We start from the raw sequence: 15,686 nt of genomic DNA on the forward strand, positions 1-15,686 counted from the left end.
ATTGTAGCTATTAAAATAAAAGAATCGCATCACGAATGAATAGTTCATCCAGAATGCGATTCTTTTATTTATTATAAAGGATAACGAGTATGAATTTCATGTTTAAAAAAATTGTTTCTAAATAAAGAATGACAACTTACACCAACAATTCACTACCACTTGAAACGATTGAGATGTTGTTTGGTTGGTTTGAGAGTAGTAATTGGAATGAACCAAAGGATGTGTGAACTTTAATGCATGTTAGTTCACCAGAAACCTTAGCATTTTCGCTAATTGCCTGCGGTTTCATATTTAGTTCTACTCCCCAATTGGACATGTTGACCAAGTAAATGCCATTTGTAAGGTTTAAGAATTCGCTGACAGATGCTTTGGCGAGCTCGTCCACTTCGGTAAGCTCTTCCTCTGCGTGCTTGGAAGCGATATGAAGGAATACTTCCTCGTTAGCGGTAATGGCTGTAAAAAGTGGTGATTCTCCTAAAATCTCTTGATGAACTAACCACTTATCTTGTTGAACCACTTCAGCATTACTAACTTCTAAATGCACTTGATCATCAATAAAGCGAATTACATTTTTAGCAAAAAGTGTAACATACTTTCCATAGATTGACTTATGGTCATCCACAAGTAAATTTTCAACTAATGCCTCAATACTTCCACTCTTCAACTCTTCAAATTGGTCATCAGACAGACTATTTTCTTTTTTATATTGATTAAGTGCTTGACTAAATTGTTCAATCGTCATATAGCCGCGATCCACAAGAGCTTGGGCCAAAAATAGGTGTTTTTGCTTTTGCTTAGAGATTAGAACTTCGACTTGATCATCAGATAAATAACCAAGCTCGATGGCAATTTCACCAAAACGTTTATCCACCTGTTTTTGCTTCTCATGTACTTCCTCAACTTGGGATGGTGTCATGAAGTCTTCATCTACTGCGATAACCCCAAACTTCACATGCACTGATTTTTGGTATTCAAGTACATCAGCTAATTGTTCTCTTGTAATTAATTCATGATTTAATAAATAATGGCCAAAGTATTGACTAAACATTTACGCTTCCCTCCTTCAATACCTTTGTAAGGATATTTTGAACGGCATCATGAGAGATTGGTTTTTGGATAAAATCATAAGCTCCATTTTTTATCGCGCTTTTTAAGAGGTCATTCGTTCCAACAGATGAAGCCATTACAACCTTTGCATTTGGTTGCAATTCTTTAATCTCTTTTAATGCTTCAATTCCGTCTTTATCAGGCATAACGATATCCATTAAGATCAGGTCTGGGTTTGAAGCCTTTACGACTTCTACCGCTACATTTCCATTTTCAGCCTCAAGAATTTCCTTACAACCAAACATTTCTAAAGTCTCTCTTAATTTCTTACGGATTAAAATAGAATCATCACAAATTAAAACTCTCAAATTATTTTCCATATGATCCACTCCAATTTGCTGAAATATGTTGAAATATGCTAATAACTAGTTCTACATACCTATCTGAATTTCCTTTTATTATTTTTTAAAAATTGGCTCTATTAGAGAAGAATGTGGATTTTTTACATTTATGTACTCAAGTTGATCTCTCTTAAGGACAAAATCAGCCTAAAAAACAACCAAAATGTCTTTAATAAACCCTATTAAAGCATTTAGCAAAATTAATAGTGCAGTTTGGTCTTAATTAGAATTGCGATCTAGAGATTCAATCCAAAGTGGTATATTGGATGTAAGATGCCTTATACCGTGCCTCACCTACATATTTTGTCAATCATTGTCGAATAGTGTCCCAAATAATATGATATTATAACCTTATATGTATACAACAACTAAGAAAAGGAATTCTCATTTTTCTTCCTTATTAACATAAATGGAGTGATAAAGATGACGATCTATCAAACGAAAATGCTTCAAGAACTTTTACCTGGCGAAATCTTATTACACCCGATTTATCGTTCAGATGGTTTGTTATTTTTAAACAGGTATAAGTCCTTTACCGATTCAATTCTTATTAATATAAAGAACCACTTTCCTTCCTCTCTAAAGGTTCTCATAGTAACCCACGCTCCAAATTTAAATGAATTTGAAAATCTCCACATCTATAAACATGAATCTTTTTTAAACGACTTAGAAATGGTTGTTCAACAATTCGCCACTTATTCAAAGGCAAACTTAACGATTAATGACTATAAAGATGAAAGAGCGCTGAATGATCCGATTTCAACCAGCAATGCATTCCACAAATTTCACCATTCACCTTTGTGGAATAATCTTCAAAGGCTCTTTGATTCAACACATCTTCTAAATAGAATTCCACAGATAAAGGAGTTAATTTTTTCAACCTTAGAAAAGGAAGAAGCATTAGAGAGCCTGTACATTAAATTGATCAACTATCATGATGTACTCAAGATTCACAGTAAAAATACCGCTATTATATCCTTAATGTTAGGCCTAACCCTTGAATTAACGGATGAAGAATTAGTGGATTTATTTATTTCAACCTTGTTTGCTGATATTGGATTTACTAAATACCCTAAGTCTGATTTTGTCCTTTACTTAGATCATGGAAATCGTAATGACATGTTATTGTCACATATAAAGGATTCCATGGAAATCATCTCGAATTCTCCATTTTGCAGAAGAAAAAATGTGATAATGGGTATTCTAGATCACCACGAACGAGTAGACGGTTTAGGCTTTCCATCGGGCAAAAGCGCAAGGAACATTCATTTATTTGGAAGAATTATAGCCATCGCGCAAAAATATGATGAACTGGTTGGAGGTTATATAAAAGGAGATACCCTAGCCTCCTATCCAGCCATTACCTACATTTGGGAACAAAAGGGAACAATGTTTGATAGACAAATTATCAAAACCTTTTTAAATCGAACCACTATCTTTAAACTAAATGAACCTTTCTTATTACCAAACTACCCTAAAGGAGTAATTGTTGGGTTCCAAGACTACTTAAATCATCCTGTTCTTCCGATGGTGAAAGACGAAACCGGAAATATTAGGGACTTATATATGGAAAGAATCAAGGATACTAGGAAATAATTTTTTAAAAATAAATCCTCTCCCCCATTTAAAAATAGTTACTTTTACGATAAGAATTTTTCCTTCCTTCATTTTCAAAATGAACGAAGGTATAATATAATGAGTAATGTACAAAATCATTCAAATTATGCGATAAAATTCACATCTGGATTCAACCTGTCATGATATTCTATTTATATATATAACTTTTGGAGGTTAACTAATATGACAACTACTATGGAAAATCCTAAAGATGTCCAAAAGGATGCAATTGTTCCAACATTTTCAAGAACAAATCCTTTTCAAGCAAAAATCCTAAAAAACCTAAACATAAATGGGGAAGGCTCTAGTAAAGAAACTAGACATATTGAGCTTTCACTTGATGGATCTGGCCTTTCTTATGTGCCTGGCGATGCTCTAGGTATTGTCCCTTCCAATGACCCTGAATTGGTTGCATCCCTAATAGAAGAAATGCATTGGGATGAAAATACGGCGGTTACCATTGGTAAAAATGGTGAGACACTTCCTCTGAATGAAGCTTTAACAACTTATTTTGAAATCACATTAATCACTAAAAAAATACTACAACAGGCAGCTGCCTTTACTGAAAATGAAGAACTACAAAATCTTCTATCGGTTGAAAATGCAGCACAACTGAAAGAATATTGCTATGGTCGCGATTTACTTGATATGGTACGTGATTTCGGTCCGTGGAAAGCTACTGTTGAAGAATTCGTTTCTATTTTACGAAAAATGACGCCACGCCTCTACTCAATTGCAAGTAGCATTGCAGCTAATCCAGGTGAAGTTCATTTAACAATTGGCGCTGTTCGCTATACCGCTCACGGACGCGATCGTAAGGGCGTATGCTCTGTTTTATGTGCAGAACGTGTAACGGAAGGCGATACACTTCCAGTCTTTATTCAGGCGAATAAGCATTTCCACCTACCGGAATCTCATGAAACAGATATTATTATGGTCGGACCTGGAACAGGTATTGCCCCATTCCGTTCCTTTATCCAAGAACGTGCCGTAAACAAAGCAACTGGCCGTTCATGGTTATTCTTCGGAGATCAGCATGCTGCATCCGATTTCCTTTATCAAGAGGAATTAGAAAAGTATCAGCAAGACGGAGTACTAACAAAACTAGACACAGCATTCTCCCGCGACGGAGAAGAAAAAGTCTACGTTCAACATAAAATGCTTGAAAACAGCAAAGAACTATTTGAATGGATGGAAAACGGCGCAACCTTCTACATCTGTGGCGATAAAGAACGCATGGCCAAAGACGTCAACGACGCCCTAATCACAATCATTGAAACAGAAGGTTCTATGGACCGCGACGCTGCAGAAGCACACCTAAAAGATATTCAGAAGCAAGGCCGCTACCTGCGCGACGTTTATTAATTAGGGGCTTTGGAGCGAGCGAAGCATGAGGACGTTTCTCGTGCCTCACTTTTGCCAAGCACATCGATACCTATAAGAGTTAATTTACAAAAGAAGCTAAAACCCATAAGGTTTTTAGCTTCTTTTTTTATGAAATCCTGAAAAATTGGATGAATTGTCTGGTGGAAGAAAATATTTTTCAAAAAATGAGTGTTCCATTGGCCAAAACGGCTAATGTATCACCAAATTATAAGTTGCGGTTGCGAATGATTTGATTGTTTAGTAGTTATCAACCATTTTTGGTAACTTTTCGACCGATTCCCTCAACTTATCGACCGTTTTACCCAAATTATCAACATTCGACAAACAATTCACCCTCAAAGAGCAACATGCCGAGCATGAGCGAAGCACGGGTACGGATCTCACGTTTCGCTTTTGTCAAATATTAACATTTAACTAAATAAACATAAAAAAAATCGCATGCTAAGATGGAAATCACTTTCATCCACATGCGATTTATTGTTTTACTATGGTAAGAATACAGTCTTTAAACGCTTAACATATACCCTTAATGAGACACAAGAACCGTCCCCATGCATCCCATGAACCTTCTTATTTCAAACTAAATCGAACCGTTTTTGTTGTGCCGTCATTTAGAGTAATAGATACTTGATAAGTGCCAGCTGCTATGCCTTTTGTGCTTAAATTGAAGATATATTGGTTAGCAGTAGAATCGTATCTAAATTGATTTCCAGTGCTAGCAGCGCCAGTTGAGACAGCCACTACCTCACTTCCTGCCACGTTATTACTAACCTTTGAATACGTAATGGTCGCAATGGCATCCGAAATGAATGCTCCGGCATCATCCTTTAATTGGAATTTCATTGGAATGGTACTACCTGCTTTGTATGTGGCCCCTTCAACAAGTGGTTGGAGAATACCCCCAAAATTATACACAACGCAGTAAGTAATAGTCTTTGTAACAATATTACCAGCCTTATCTGTCGCTGTAATCGTTTGTGTTTTTGAACCAACAGCTCTAGTGTCAACTGTCCCTGTTGCATCAGATGCAAGCCCTGATAAGGAGTCGGATGCCGACCATCCTACTTGTTGGTTAAGTGTATAAATTCCTCCGTCTTCAGCGGTTATAACTGGATTTGTTTTATCAAGTTTAACCGTCACACTTGCACTGCCTGAATTTCCGGCATTATCACTCGCAGAACCAGTTACAACATGTTCTCCATCATCCGTTACGGTTACATCTGCAGTAATAGTTCCCTCATTAACACCTGATCCTTCATCAGTAGCCGAAAATGAAACAGTGACATCCTTATTATACCAACCTTCTTCATTTGGAGCTCTATCTGGTGTGGCCGTTACATTTGGATTGACCGTATCGTAGAAATAAGTAAAGCTTGCTGCTTCACTTACGTTCCCTGCTGCATCTTTTGCCGTTAAAGTCACCGTGTTTGTACCCTCTGTAGGAGATGGTAATGATTCGGTATGGGAACCAGCCGTAACAGAACCATGGGATTCCCCATTAACAAACACTTCTCCATCTTCATCCAAGCTGTATTCGAATGTGCTTGGTAGATTGCTATCATTGTAAAAACCGCTAATTGGGTTAGTCAATGTGATGGTTGGTGCTGTTGTGTCTTGAATAACGTGAATAGTAATAGTATCCGCAGTTGAATCAGATACTTGGTCATTTCCAGCCATATCTGTAGAGGTCATTATGACTCTTGGTGAAACTGTCGCTGCAGTCGTCATTGGGATTGTGTATTCCAGTAGAACTTGTTTTTTTACATTAAACTGATTTGCTGTGAAAGACACTGTTTTAGCTGACTTTCCCTCAAATTTAGCATAAACTGTAACAGCATTTGTTACGTTTGTCCCCCTTGGAGTAACGTATATGTTCACAGGAACCCAAATAGTATCTCCGGGACTTCCAGATAGAGTAACACCTTGTTCTGCTACTAACTCTGCAACAATTTCCCCTTGTGCTAATACCGCCCCAACCGGAATCAACCCAGAAATGACAACGGCAGCTGTGATTTTTAGTAATGACTTTTTGCTAAGTACTTTTAAAAAGGGATTCTTCATTTCATCTCTCCTCTTATCAAATAAATCAACAGGACATTGACATCTCGAATATTTCAGTGGCCACTTCCATATTTAGGTACTGAACCCTGTAATATAATAGTATCGTAAACTATAGTTTATAGGTATATTTTCCTAGCGACAAATACCTCCAAGGTTTGATAGCTCTTTGTCGAAAGGATGAAAGTATCGCCAAATCGCGGTAACATGGGAGATTTTAATTTTCTATCCATCAAAAAAGAACCCACAAAGAGTGAGTTCAATCAATAGTGAAAAGTAAACAACAGTAGACAAAAATAGTCTTTCCTTATGCTTCATAATAGCCTTTATTTCTTTGAAAAAAGGTTATAAAGGCTCTTTAGTGTATTACCCTTTCTATAATAAACCTCTTCCTTCACTTGATTATTGATGATATTCCAAAGCTCCAGCTCTTTTTCAGTCAAGTGTTTCTTTGGACTATCACTTTCAATAAAATGGGATAAATAATCTAATGGTATATTATAGCATTTAGATAAGTTAGCCATTATATCAAACGAAACCGATTTACGCACCCCTATTTCAACCATACTTAAATATTGTTTCGTTATACCAATCTGATTGGCTGCATCATCTAAGCTCATACCGCGTTCTAATCTTATTTTCCGTAATTCTTCGCCTAAGAAGTTAGTCATGCGTTGACTCCTTTCTTTACTTTCAATATGACGACCCAACTAACTATTCCTTCTAGCATCGTAACCAATAACTCATCTAATAAAAAATGGGATTTCCCTTTTTTATTTAAATAATAATGCAAATATTCATGGACAATCGTTTGTAGCTGTTCCGGATAATCTAGCTTCTCGTCAATCGCAATGATGCTTTTTTTCGGATAAAACATCCCTTTTATATCTCCTAGCTCCATGAACAAAATATCAATTTTATGTTTTTGCTTGATGAGATCCATTAATTCCTGAACATGAGTATCGGAAATCGATAATAAAGTCTTTCGACAAAAATTCAGGAAAAATAAATAAAGAAAAAAAAGAACTGTTATCATAAAAAAATTAAAATAATTATAGAATGATAAAATAGGGAAAATAACCACTAATTTAAAGAGTATAGGCAAAATTGTATACATATAAGTGGATTGTGTTCTATTGAATTCTAAATAAAAATATAAATTTGCTAGAATTATACTCAATATTAGTAGAAAAATAAAGGTTAAGTATCTATCTATATACGATTGTTCCGTAAATCTGTTGTAATATTCATTTCCTAATATAATGGCAATAATACCAATTGAGGTTGTAGTGAGGTGATTGAGAATACTCGTTCCCCTCTTCTTTACAATGGTAAAAACAAATCCTGTCCCAAAATAAAACAGACTATAAAAAATAGAATTCTCATCAAAGATGAGTTGGCCAAGTACGACAATGAAAAAAGAAAACCATAATGGGGTATAAAACTTCACAAGTCTTCTCTCAAGGATAGAGATGAAACATAAGAAAACCACAAGAGCTATGTTGAAATTGGTAAATGTCTCCGGAAGTTTCATAAACTGAAAGGTTAAATAAATGGCTAATAACGGTAAAAAAAGGATCGAATACTTCATTTTAGATCCCTTCATTTCACTCCTCCTTTTGTCTTTATGTTTACATTATAAACCGCTTAATTACTATCCTACCTATCTTTCCTTCGACGAATCTCGCGGGAAGCATGGGGACGCTTCTCTTACCTCACTTTTGCCTAAATAACTAGATTTTTACTAATCAAATTATAAAAAAATCGCATGCTGGATTGAAATTACTTTCAACCACATGCGATTCTTTGATTTAAATTGGGAAGAATAAAAGTTCTTAAACGCTTAACTATCCTTTTAATGAGGCATGAGAACCGTTCTCATTCTTCCATGCCCCCCCAGAATTTTTCTGCATATTGTTAACTAGTTTACATCACTTTCCAAATCTTCAGATTATAATAGGGTTATAGTTGTTCGTTTGCTAGTTCAGCTAGTTCGTCAATATTATGAATGATGAAGTGTTTGTCTTTTTTCTCAATGTACTTTTCTTCTTCTAGCCATTTTATGTTTTTGGCGATTGTAACTCTTGTTGTTCCTAGAAGGTTGGCCATTTCTTGATGAGTGAAGGTAATGGTTAGTTTGATACCCTTGTCTCCAAAAAGTTCGCCATATTGAACGGACAATTGAATGAAAGCTGCACAGACTCTCGGCAGGGATTTCATATAACTCAGTTGCAAGGATTGGGTACAAAGTAAACGGTACTTTTTTGTTAAGAGATCTAAAGTCTGGTAAATATATTGTGGTTTTTCTGAGATGAATTCTAAAAAGCTCTTTTTCGAGATTTTTCGCAGACTCACTTCTGAGGCTGAGATGGCATTCGTTGAGTATCTAGAGTCACTGTTTAGGGTGCATTCTCCAATCACTCCATTTTTACCAATAATAGAAAGAGCCTTTTCTTCACCGTTAGGAGAAATCAGAAATAATCTGACTCTTCCTGATTCGATAATATAAAGGTACTCACCATATTCATTTTGTCTAAATATCAACTCATGTTTTTTGTAGGTTACCTTACTAGACTGTTGAAGCAACACGGACCAATCGTACGGAAGGTTATCAAACCACGGATTTAATAAATTGAACTCTTGTACTAATTCACTATTCAACCTCATCACCTCTAGGAAGGAAGATTTGTTTGATAAAAGACTTCGAATTTAACGAGATTTACTCCATGTTCCCAGGATTAAGTAATAAAGTAGTATTGTCGAGTTGCTCACAGAGTGCGATTTCAACTACTGTCCTTAATGCAATAGATGCGTATAAAGATAGTTTGCTTCAGTATGGGATGGAGTGGAATCTATGGATGGAAAAAGTTGAATCTGCTAAGGTAAATTTTTCAAAGTTAATTAATTGTGAGCCTGAAGAAGTGGCCATTTTATCATCAGTTTCGGATTGTATTTCTTCTCTTTTACATTCTCTTAAACTATCAGGTAAAGAAATTTGTCTGACAGAATTAGATTTTCCCTGTATTGGGCAAGCGGTTTTAGCTCAACAAACTAAACAGAACTTCAAAATAAATTATGTCCCTCATCAACAATATACGATACCAATCGAAAGTTATGACGATTATATTAATTCGAATACGATATTAACGTGTGTGCCCCACGTGTCCTACTATAATGGGTTTAAGCAGGATATTAAGGAATTAGCAAGAATCTCCCACCAATACGGTTCTTTATTATTTGTCGATGCCTATCAATCTGCTGGCAGTATGAAAATTGATGTTAAGGAAATGAATATCGATATTTTAGTAACGGGAATGCAGAAATACTTACTTGGGATACCGGGGATTTCCTTTCTATACGTGAAAAAAGAGCTAGCCGATCAACTTGCCCCCTCCACCATCGGCTGGTTTGGCCAAGAAAAGCCTTTTGATTTTAACCTAAAAGAGCTTCATTATGCTCAAGCTACTCAACGTTTTAACACTGGAACGCCACCCGTTATTAATGCCTATGCGGCTGATGCAGCCTTATCTCTCATTAACCAAATAGGTATCGAAAAAATAGAAGCCTATTTAAATGAACTTTCCGCCTTCACATTGGATCTAACAAAGGAAATGGGGTTTGAGATGGCTAGTCCCCAAGTCGTATCAATGAAAGGACCGACCACTGCAATCCTAGTGGAAAATGCGAGCCAGGTAGAAAAACAAATGCTAAATCTAGGATTTGTTGTATCTGCTAGAAAGGATGTCATTCGAATTGCCCCTCATATCTACAATACAAAAGAGGATATTAAAAACGCCCTAACCGCTTTAAAGGGCTTCCAAACTCAAGGCTAACTTCTTCATAGAAGTTGGCTTTTTTTACTATCGGGGCTCTGTTTGTTAAACACCATTGTTTATATTCTCATTGACGAATAAATCTGACCGTGACTGATCAGCCGCTATATACGATTTACCACCTATTTGTGGGTATTATCACACATCCTCCCCCATTTAATCGCCTTAGCCCTTTTTCCTAAGAAGAAAATCACCTCTTTTTGGGTAGTTCCTGTATTATTGTAAAGATTTGCTGATTGGAGGAGGCTAAGATTTGAAATTGATCCTAGATTGTAGATAATTTGGGCTAGAAGTCCAATTTTTAGCTGTCGGAGCCTCATTTATGCTATAAAAAAAGCAAAAAATGGGCCCTGACAAATTGAAATCCCCTCTTTTAAGAGAAACCCCCCCCTCATCACCTCCTCAGTAAATTTAATCGTCTAAAAGTACGGTTTAATCGCCCAAATAGGTAATTTAATCGCCTATTTCGTGAGTTTAATCGCCTAAAACCCTCATTTAATCGCCTAAGCCATTTTCCCATAAGAAAATCACCTCTTTTGGTTAGTTCCGCATTTTGGCAAAGATTGGTTGATTGAAGAACGTTAAAAAAGTACCGCCATCACATGGCAGTACCTCTCCTTAAGCCTTATTGATAACAATACTTTGTTGGCCCTTCATATGAATAACCCTACCGATTTCCTCCAACTCTTCTAAATCCTCATCAATGATTCTGGCGAATAAGTTTCCTGGAATCCATCCGGCTGGGAAAAACGTCCGAGCATCTCTACCATAGAAAAGCCCAAAATCATAAATAGGAGTAGGAATACCTCCCCACGCATAGGCCGGCATAAAGGTAAACAAAATGTCCCCCGGTTGTGGAAAGCAAGTTAAATTTTCTTTAGCAGGTTCATGGAGTGGTGTGAGCTCGCAGCGACTAACAGGTAATTGAATCGACACTTCCTTCCCTGTATACATCGCATGCCTTCCGGTCGTGTGTATCGGTTCTTCTTTTAACAAGTGAATAAATGCATGACTCGTGGCAGGTGCCTTCTCCGCTAAAATACACGCACGGAGTGTCACATCCGAATCCAAAAAGGTAATGGTAAATAGATTCAATGAAATAACCCCCTAAACCACACTTGGCTCGTAGACGAGTTTATTGGTTGCGAATCTACGATAGTGTAAGCTTGAAATATCAATACTAGGACTCTCACTCAAAATTACCGAGGATACCGTATCTCCTATGGAGGGTGACATCATGAATCCATGCCCGCTCATCCCCACAGCTTGGTAATAACCGATTAGTCCATCTACACCCCCTAATATAGCTTGATGATCAGGAGTACTATCATACTTACCATCTAAATGTGTTTTAAACACGACATGCTCTAACGGTGGGAAGATATCGATTCCTACCTCCGCTGCTCTTAATTGAAAATCAAACATGTTATAGGGTGGTTGAAGATCCTTTCCTAAGTAACTTAAGTAAATGGTCCCATCGGTTAATTGTTTCGCTGCAAACCCTTTTTCAAAAGAAACGAGTAAAGGCTCTAGCACTCGCTCCTCCACACGATTGGTATAAAGGATCCGGCGCACTTCGAATTGGATAGGTAAATCAACACCAGCTGTTTCAGCGATTTTTTTCGATCCTAAACCAGCAGCATTCACCACTCGATCTGCACTAATAGCTCCTTGATTTTGACATTGAACTCCTTTGATGACGCCATTTTCAACGACAATTCTCTCAACTGTATCATGAATGAACGTTACACCTAACCGCTTAGCCGCACTAGCAAAGCTATTCGTCACATGATAAGCATCATCAGCAAAACCATCACTTTCACAAAAGGATGCAGCTAAAAAACTCTCTCTGTTGATACCTGGCACAATTTCCTTCGTTTGATCTGGGGTGATTAATTTAGTAGGGATGCCCAACCGGTTTTGTAAGGCAATACTCTTTTTATAAGTCTCAATCGCCTCTTCGGAGTGAAAAGTGTAGAGATAACCGACATTTCGAAATTTGATTTCGTACTCTGGCTCTAGGTATTCATTTATATTTTGAAAAAATTCGGTCGAATACTTGGCCATTAAACAATTGATTTCTGTACCCCATTGTTGACGGACACCGCCTGGGCAAATACCTGTTATATCGGATGCAATTCCATTTTTATCTATAACGAGAACATTCGTACATCCCTTTCGTGCTAAAAAATACGCAATCGTACAGCCAATGATTCCTGCTCCAATAATCACTGTATCATAATGCTTCATTACAATCCTCCTCTATTCATTATGAAGATGGCACGCTACAAAGTGAGATTCTCCTACATCCACAAGGTCGGGGACCTCCGTTATACAACGTTCCATCACAAATGGACAACGTGTATGAAAGTGGCAGCCTGAAGGAGGGTTGACAGGACTCGGCAAATCTCCTTTTAAAATAATTCTCTCTCTACGATGTTTAGAGCCTGGCTCTGGAATGGCTGAGATTAAAGCCTTAGAATACGGGTGTTTCGTATCTTCGAAAAAGTGATCACGGTTCGCAATTTCAACAATTCTCCCTAAATACATAACGGCAATACGATTGGAAATATGCTTGACGACACTTAAATTATGAGTAATAAATAAATAAGTTAGCCCATATTTAGCTTGTAGGTCTTGAATAAGATTCAAAACCTGTGCCTGAACGGATACATCGAGTGCAGATACCGGTTCGTCCATGATAATGAGCTTAGGCTGGACAGCTAACGCTCTTGCAATCCCAATACGCTGTCTTTGGCCACCAGAAAACTCATGCGGATAACGGTCCATATAGGCCTCATTTAGTCCAACATCATGTAGAATTTGCTTTACTTTTTCCATCCGTTCTTCTTTCGAAAGCTTTAGATGAATCGTCATCGGCTCTTCAATAATCTTTCGAACCTTTAATCTAGGATTTAAGGAGGCATAGGGGTCTTGAAAGACAATCTGCATGTCCTTTCGTTTGTTTTTTAGTTGTCTAGTAGAGAGTGCGGCTAGGTTTTCACCTTCTAATAAAATCTCCCCCTCCGTTGCCTCGAGCAGCTGTAGAATGACTCGCCCTGCTGTCGATTTACCACAACCAGATTCCCCCACTAAGCCAAGCGTCTCTCCCTTATTGATGTAAAAACTAATGTCATCTACCGCTTTAACAACACTTTGATTTTTCGCAAACCAAGTGTCTCCTTCAATGGTGAACCACTTTCGAAGATTCTCGACCTGCAGCAACTTCTCTCCCATGAGCAGTATCCTCCTTATCCCGATCATTCCAGCTTTCCGAATACATCCAACACCTAATTTGATGCTGGGAAATGCTCATCAATGGAGGTTCTTCTCTTATACACATATCGTGAACATGCTCACATCTGCCGGCAAACCGACATCCCTGTGTAATCGCTGAAGGATGAGGAACCTGTCCTTGTATCGGCGTTAAGCGTTCAACCCGATTCGATAGGCTTGGGATTGATTTTAACAAACCTTGAGAATAAGGATGCTTAGGCTCCTCGAAGAATGTATCGACATCGGTGTATTCAACAATTCTCCCTAAATACATAACAGCTACATTATCCGCTGCTTCCGACACAACCCCTAAGTCATGTGTAATTAATAGAATAGAAGTATCAAATTGCTTCTTCAAATTTTTCATTAATTCTAGTATTTGTGCTTGAATGGTTACATCTAAGGCGGTTGTCGGCTCATCCGCTATTAATAGATCAGGGTTGCAAGCAAGGGCCATGGCAATCATTACCCTTTGCCTCATCCCACCTGATAACTGATGAGGATACTGCATAAACCTCTTTTCAGGTGATGGGATGCCGACTAATTCCAGCATATTTATCGCCTGCACCTTTGCCTCCCTCATCGAAACGCCATGGTGTAAGGTCATAACCTCCATAATTTGATTACCCACTGTAAAAACAGGATTAAGCGAGGTCATCGGTTCTTGAAAGATCATCGAGATATGTTTCCCACGAATTTTTCTAATTTGCTTATCGTTCAACTCTAGTAAATTTTGACTTTTAAAAAGAATCTCGCCATTGACAATTTTCCCATGTGGCTTTTGAATCAATTGTAGAATGGATAAGGAAGTAACACTTTTACCACTCCCGGACTCTCCGACAATTCCCAACGTTTCACCCTTCTTCAATTCAAAAGACACACCATCAACAGCGGGGGTCTCCTTGCCATCACTAAAGAAGGATGTTTTTAAGTTTTTGACCTCTAATAGATTTTCCATAAATACCCCCTTATTTCCTTAGTGGAGTTGAATATGGCGCTTTGTATTGGTTAATACTTCACAGCCGTCATCGGTAACTAGAACAATATCCTCAATTCGAACACCCACCCGATCAGGTATATATAGTCCAGGTTCAATCGTAAAGATCATCCCTTTCTCCAATACCTCTTCACCATTTAAGACAATTCTAGGATTCTCATGGATTTGTAACCCGACTCCGTGCCCCAATCCTCTTAAACTATATTTCTCTAGTCCCGCTTCTTCGAATACATTTCGAGCGACAAGGTCTAGCTCGTTTGCTGTCACACCAGGTCTAACCGCTTCAATTGATTTTTCAAGGGCCAGCATAACGAGCTGATAGAGTTCAAGAAGTTCCTCTGGCGGATTCCCGATTACAATTGTTCTAGTCATATCTGACATATAGCCTTTGAACTTGATTCCAAAATCGATCAAAAGGAAGTGATCATTTTTAACCATGTTTTCCGTTGGGACAGCATGAGGTAGAGCTGCCCGTTTATCCGCCGCTACAATCGTTCCAAATGCTGGACCCTCATTTCCATACTTACTCATCAAATATTCTAATTCGATTTGTACTTGCTTTTCTGTCATCCCAGGCTGGATATGAGGTAATAAATCACTAAAGGCTTGGTCAGCTGCTTTTACTGAATTTCTTATGATTTCTATTTCAGCGTCATCCTTTATTCGACGCATCATTAAAAACTCGTTCGCTAGAGGTATCCAAATAAAAGAAGGAGCTAAATCCTTCAGCTTTTCAAATAAGAATACCGATAAATGGGTGGATTCAAAGCCAATATTTTGTATGCTCACTCGATGAAATTCCTGTTGTATTGTATGAAAAGGATCGATACCATGGGTGATAATTTGATATTCAGGAGCTTGCTCTGTTGCCTGTAGCGTGTAACGCTGGTCGGTAATGAGTACTAAACGATCCTTTGTTATGAGTAAATAGCCATTACTTCCAGTGAATCCAGAGAAATAGCGTCTATTTTCGTAGCTATGTACAAGCAGTGCACATAGTTCCTTTTCCTGCATCCACTTACGTAGTTTTGTTAATCGATTTAACATAATAGAGAACTCCCCCTGTTATAA

The 15,686-nt window shown here is 37.7% G+C and carries 14 protein-coding genes; 3 read left to right on the top strand and 11 right to left on the bottom strand.

What is annotated here, in order from left to right:
- Nucleotides 1-136: 136 nt before the first annotated feature.
- Entirely contained in the window at nucleotides 137-1,048 is a 912-nt protein-coding gene (locus LRP83_RS07470; RefSeq protein ID WP_230496068.1) for a cyclic di-GMP-binding domain-containing protein, MshE-related, read from the bottom strand.
- Complete coding sequence (locus LRP83_RS07475) at nucleotides 1,041-1,427, bottom strand: response regulator (RefSeq protein WP_230496069.1); 387 nt, start codon at nucleotides 1,425-1,427, stop codon at nucleotides 1,041-1,043. The genes LRP83_RS07470 and LRP83_RS07475 overlap by 8 nt, the downstream gene beginning before the upstream one ends.
- A gap of 444 nt (nucleotides 1,428-1,871) precedes the next feature.
- Between LRP83_RS07475 and LRP83_RS07480 the strand changes: the two genes are divergently transcribed.
- Together LRP83_RS07480 and LRP83_RS07485 are read left to right on the top strand one after the other, a co-directional pair.
- Nucleotides 1,872-3,044 (top strand): HD-GYP domain-containing protein, encoded by a 1,173-nt coding sequence (locus tag LRP83_RS07480; RefSeq protein WP_230496070.1) that lies wholly within the window; start codon nucleotides 1,872-1,874, stop codon nucleotides 3,042-3,044.
- Nucleotides 3,045-3,248: 204 nt separating this feature from the next.
- Nucleotides 3,249-4,430 carry a sulfite reductase subunit alpha gene (locus tag LRP83_RS07485; protein ID WP_230496071.1) on the top strand — a complete coding sequence of 394 codons (1,182 nt, stop codon included), beginning with the start codon at nucleotides 3,249-3,251 and terminating at the stop codon, nucleotides 4,428-4,430.
- A gap of 591 nt (nucleotides 4,431-5,021) precedes the next feature.
- On the opposite strand, the gene LRP83_RS07490 is transcribed toward LRP83_RS07485, so the two are convergent.
- From LRP83_RS07490 to LRP83_RS07505, 4 genes are all read right to left on the bottom strand, one after another.
- Nucleotides 5,022-6,512 (bottom strand): PxKF domain-containing protein, encoded by a 1,491-nt coding sequence (locus LRP83_RS07490; RefSeq protein WP_230496072.1) that lies wholly within the window; start codon nucleotides 6,510-6,512, stop codon nucleotides 5,022-5,024.
- Nucleotides 6,513-6,835: 323 nt separating this feature from the next.
- On the bottom strand, nucleotides 6,836-7,180 hold the full coding sequence (locus LRP83_RS07495; protein ID WP_230496073.1) for a helix-turn-helix domain-containing protein: 345 nt from the start codon (nucleotides 7,178-7,180) through the stop codon (nucleotides 6,836-6,838).
- Nucleotides 7,177-8,115, bottom strand: a complete 939-nt coding sequence (locus LRP83_RS07500; RefSeq protein WP_230496074.1) for an ImmA/IrrE family metallo-endopeptidase — start codon at nucleotides 8,113-8,115, stop codon at nucleotides 7,177-7,179. Before LRP83_RS07500 ends, LRP83_RS07495 begins: the two co-directional genes overlap by 4 nt.
- A 356-nt stretch (nucleotides 8,116-8,471) precedes the next feature.
- Nucleotides 8,472-9,170, bottom strand: a complete 699-nt coding sequence (locus LRP83_RS07505) for a Crp/Fnr family transcriptional regulator (protein WP_230496075.1) — start codon at nucleotides 9,168-9,170, stop codon at nucleotides 8,472-8,474.
- 29 nt (nucleotides 9,171-9,199) lie between these two features.
- Between LRP83_RS07505 and LRP83_RS07510 the strand changes: the two genes are divergently transcribed.
- Nucleotides 9,200-10,342, top strand: a complete 1,143-nt coding sequence (locus tag LRP83_RS07510; protein WP_230496076.1) for an aminotransferase class V-fold PLP-dependent enzyme — start codon at nucleotides 9,200-9,202, stop codon at nucleotides 10,340-10,342.
- Between the two features lie 618 nt (nucleotides 10,343-10,960).
- On the opposite strand, the gene LRP83_RS07515 is transcribed toward LRP83_RS07510, so the two are convergent.
- The 5 genes from LRP83_RS07515 to LRP83_RS07535 are packed head-to-tail and all read right to left on the bottom strand — an operon-like array spanning nucleotide 10,961 to nucleotide 15,662.
- Nucleotides 10,961-11,437, bottom strand: coding sequence for a DUF3830 family protein (locus tag LRP83_RS07515; protein WP_230496077.1), 477 nt, complete (start codon nucleotides 11,435-11,437; stop codon nucleotides 10,961-10,963).
- 12 nt (nucleotides 11,438-11,449) lie between these two features.
- Entirely contained in the window at nucleotides 11,450-12,592 is a 1,143-nt protein-coding gene (locus tag LRP83_RS07520) for an NAD(P)/FAD-dependent oxidoreductase (RefSeq protein WP_230496078.1), read from the bottom strand.
- Between the two features lie 12 nt (nucleotides 12,593-12,604).
- A complete protein-coding gene (locus tag LRP83_RS07525; protein WP_230496079.1) occupies nucleotides 12,605-13,579 on the bottom strand; it encodes an ABC transporter ATP-binding protein in 975 nt (324 codons plus the stop codon).
- Nucleotides 13,527-14,576 (bottom strand): ABC transporter ATP-binding protein, encoded by a 1,050-nt coding sequence (locus LRP83_RS07530; RefSeq protein ID WP_230496080.1) that lies wholly within the window; start codon nucleotides 14,574-14,576, stop codon nucleotides 13,527-13,529. Before LRP83_RS07530 ends, LRP83_RS07525 begins: the two co-directional genes overlap by 53 nt.
- An 18-nt stretch (nucleotides 14,577-14,594) precedes the next feature.
- A complete protein-coding gene (locus tag LRP83_RS07535) occupies nucleotides 14,595-15,662 on the bottom strand; it encodes a M24 family metallopeptidase (RefSeq protein WP_230496081.1) in 1,068 nt (355 codons plus the stop codon).
- Nucleotides 15,663-15,686: the final 24 nt, after the last annotated feature.

Origin of the sequence: Pseudoneobacillus rhizosphaerae (assembly GCF_917563885.1) — a bacterium.
In the GTDB taxonomy this organism is placed as follows: Bacteria; Bacillota; Bacilli; order Bacillales; family Cytobacillaceae; genus Pseudoneobacillus; species Pseudoneobacillus rhizosphaerae.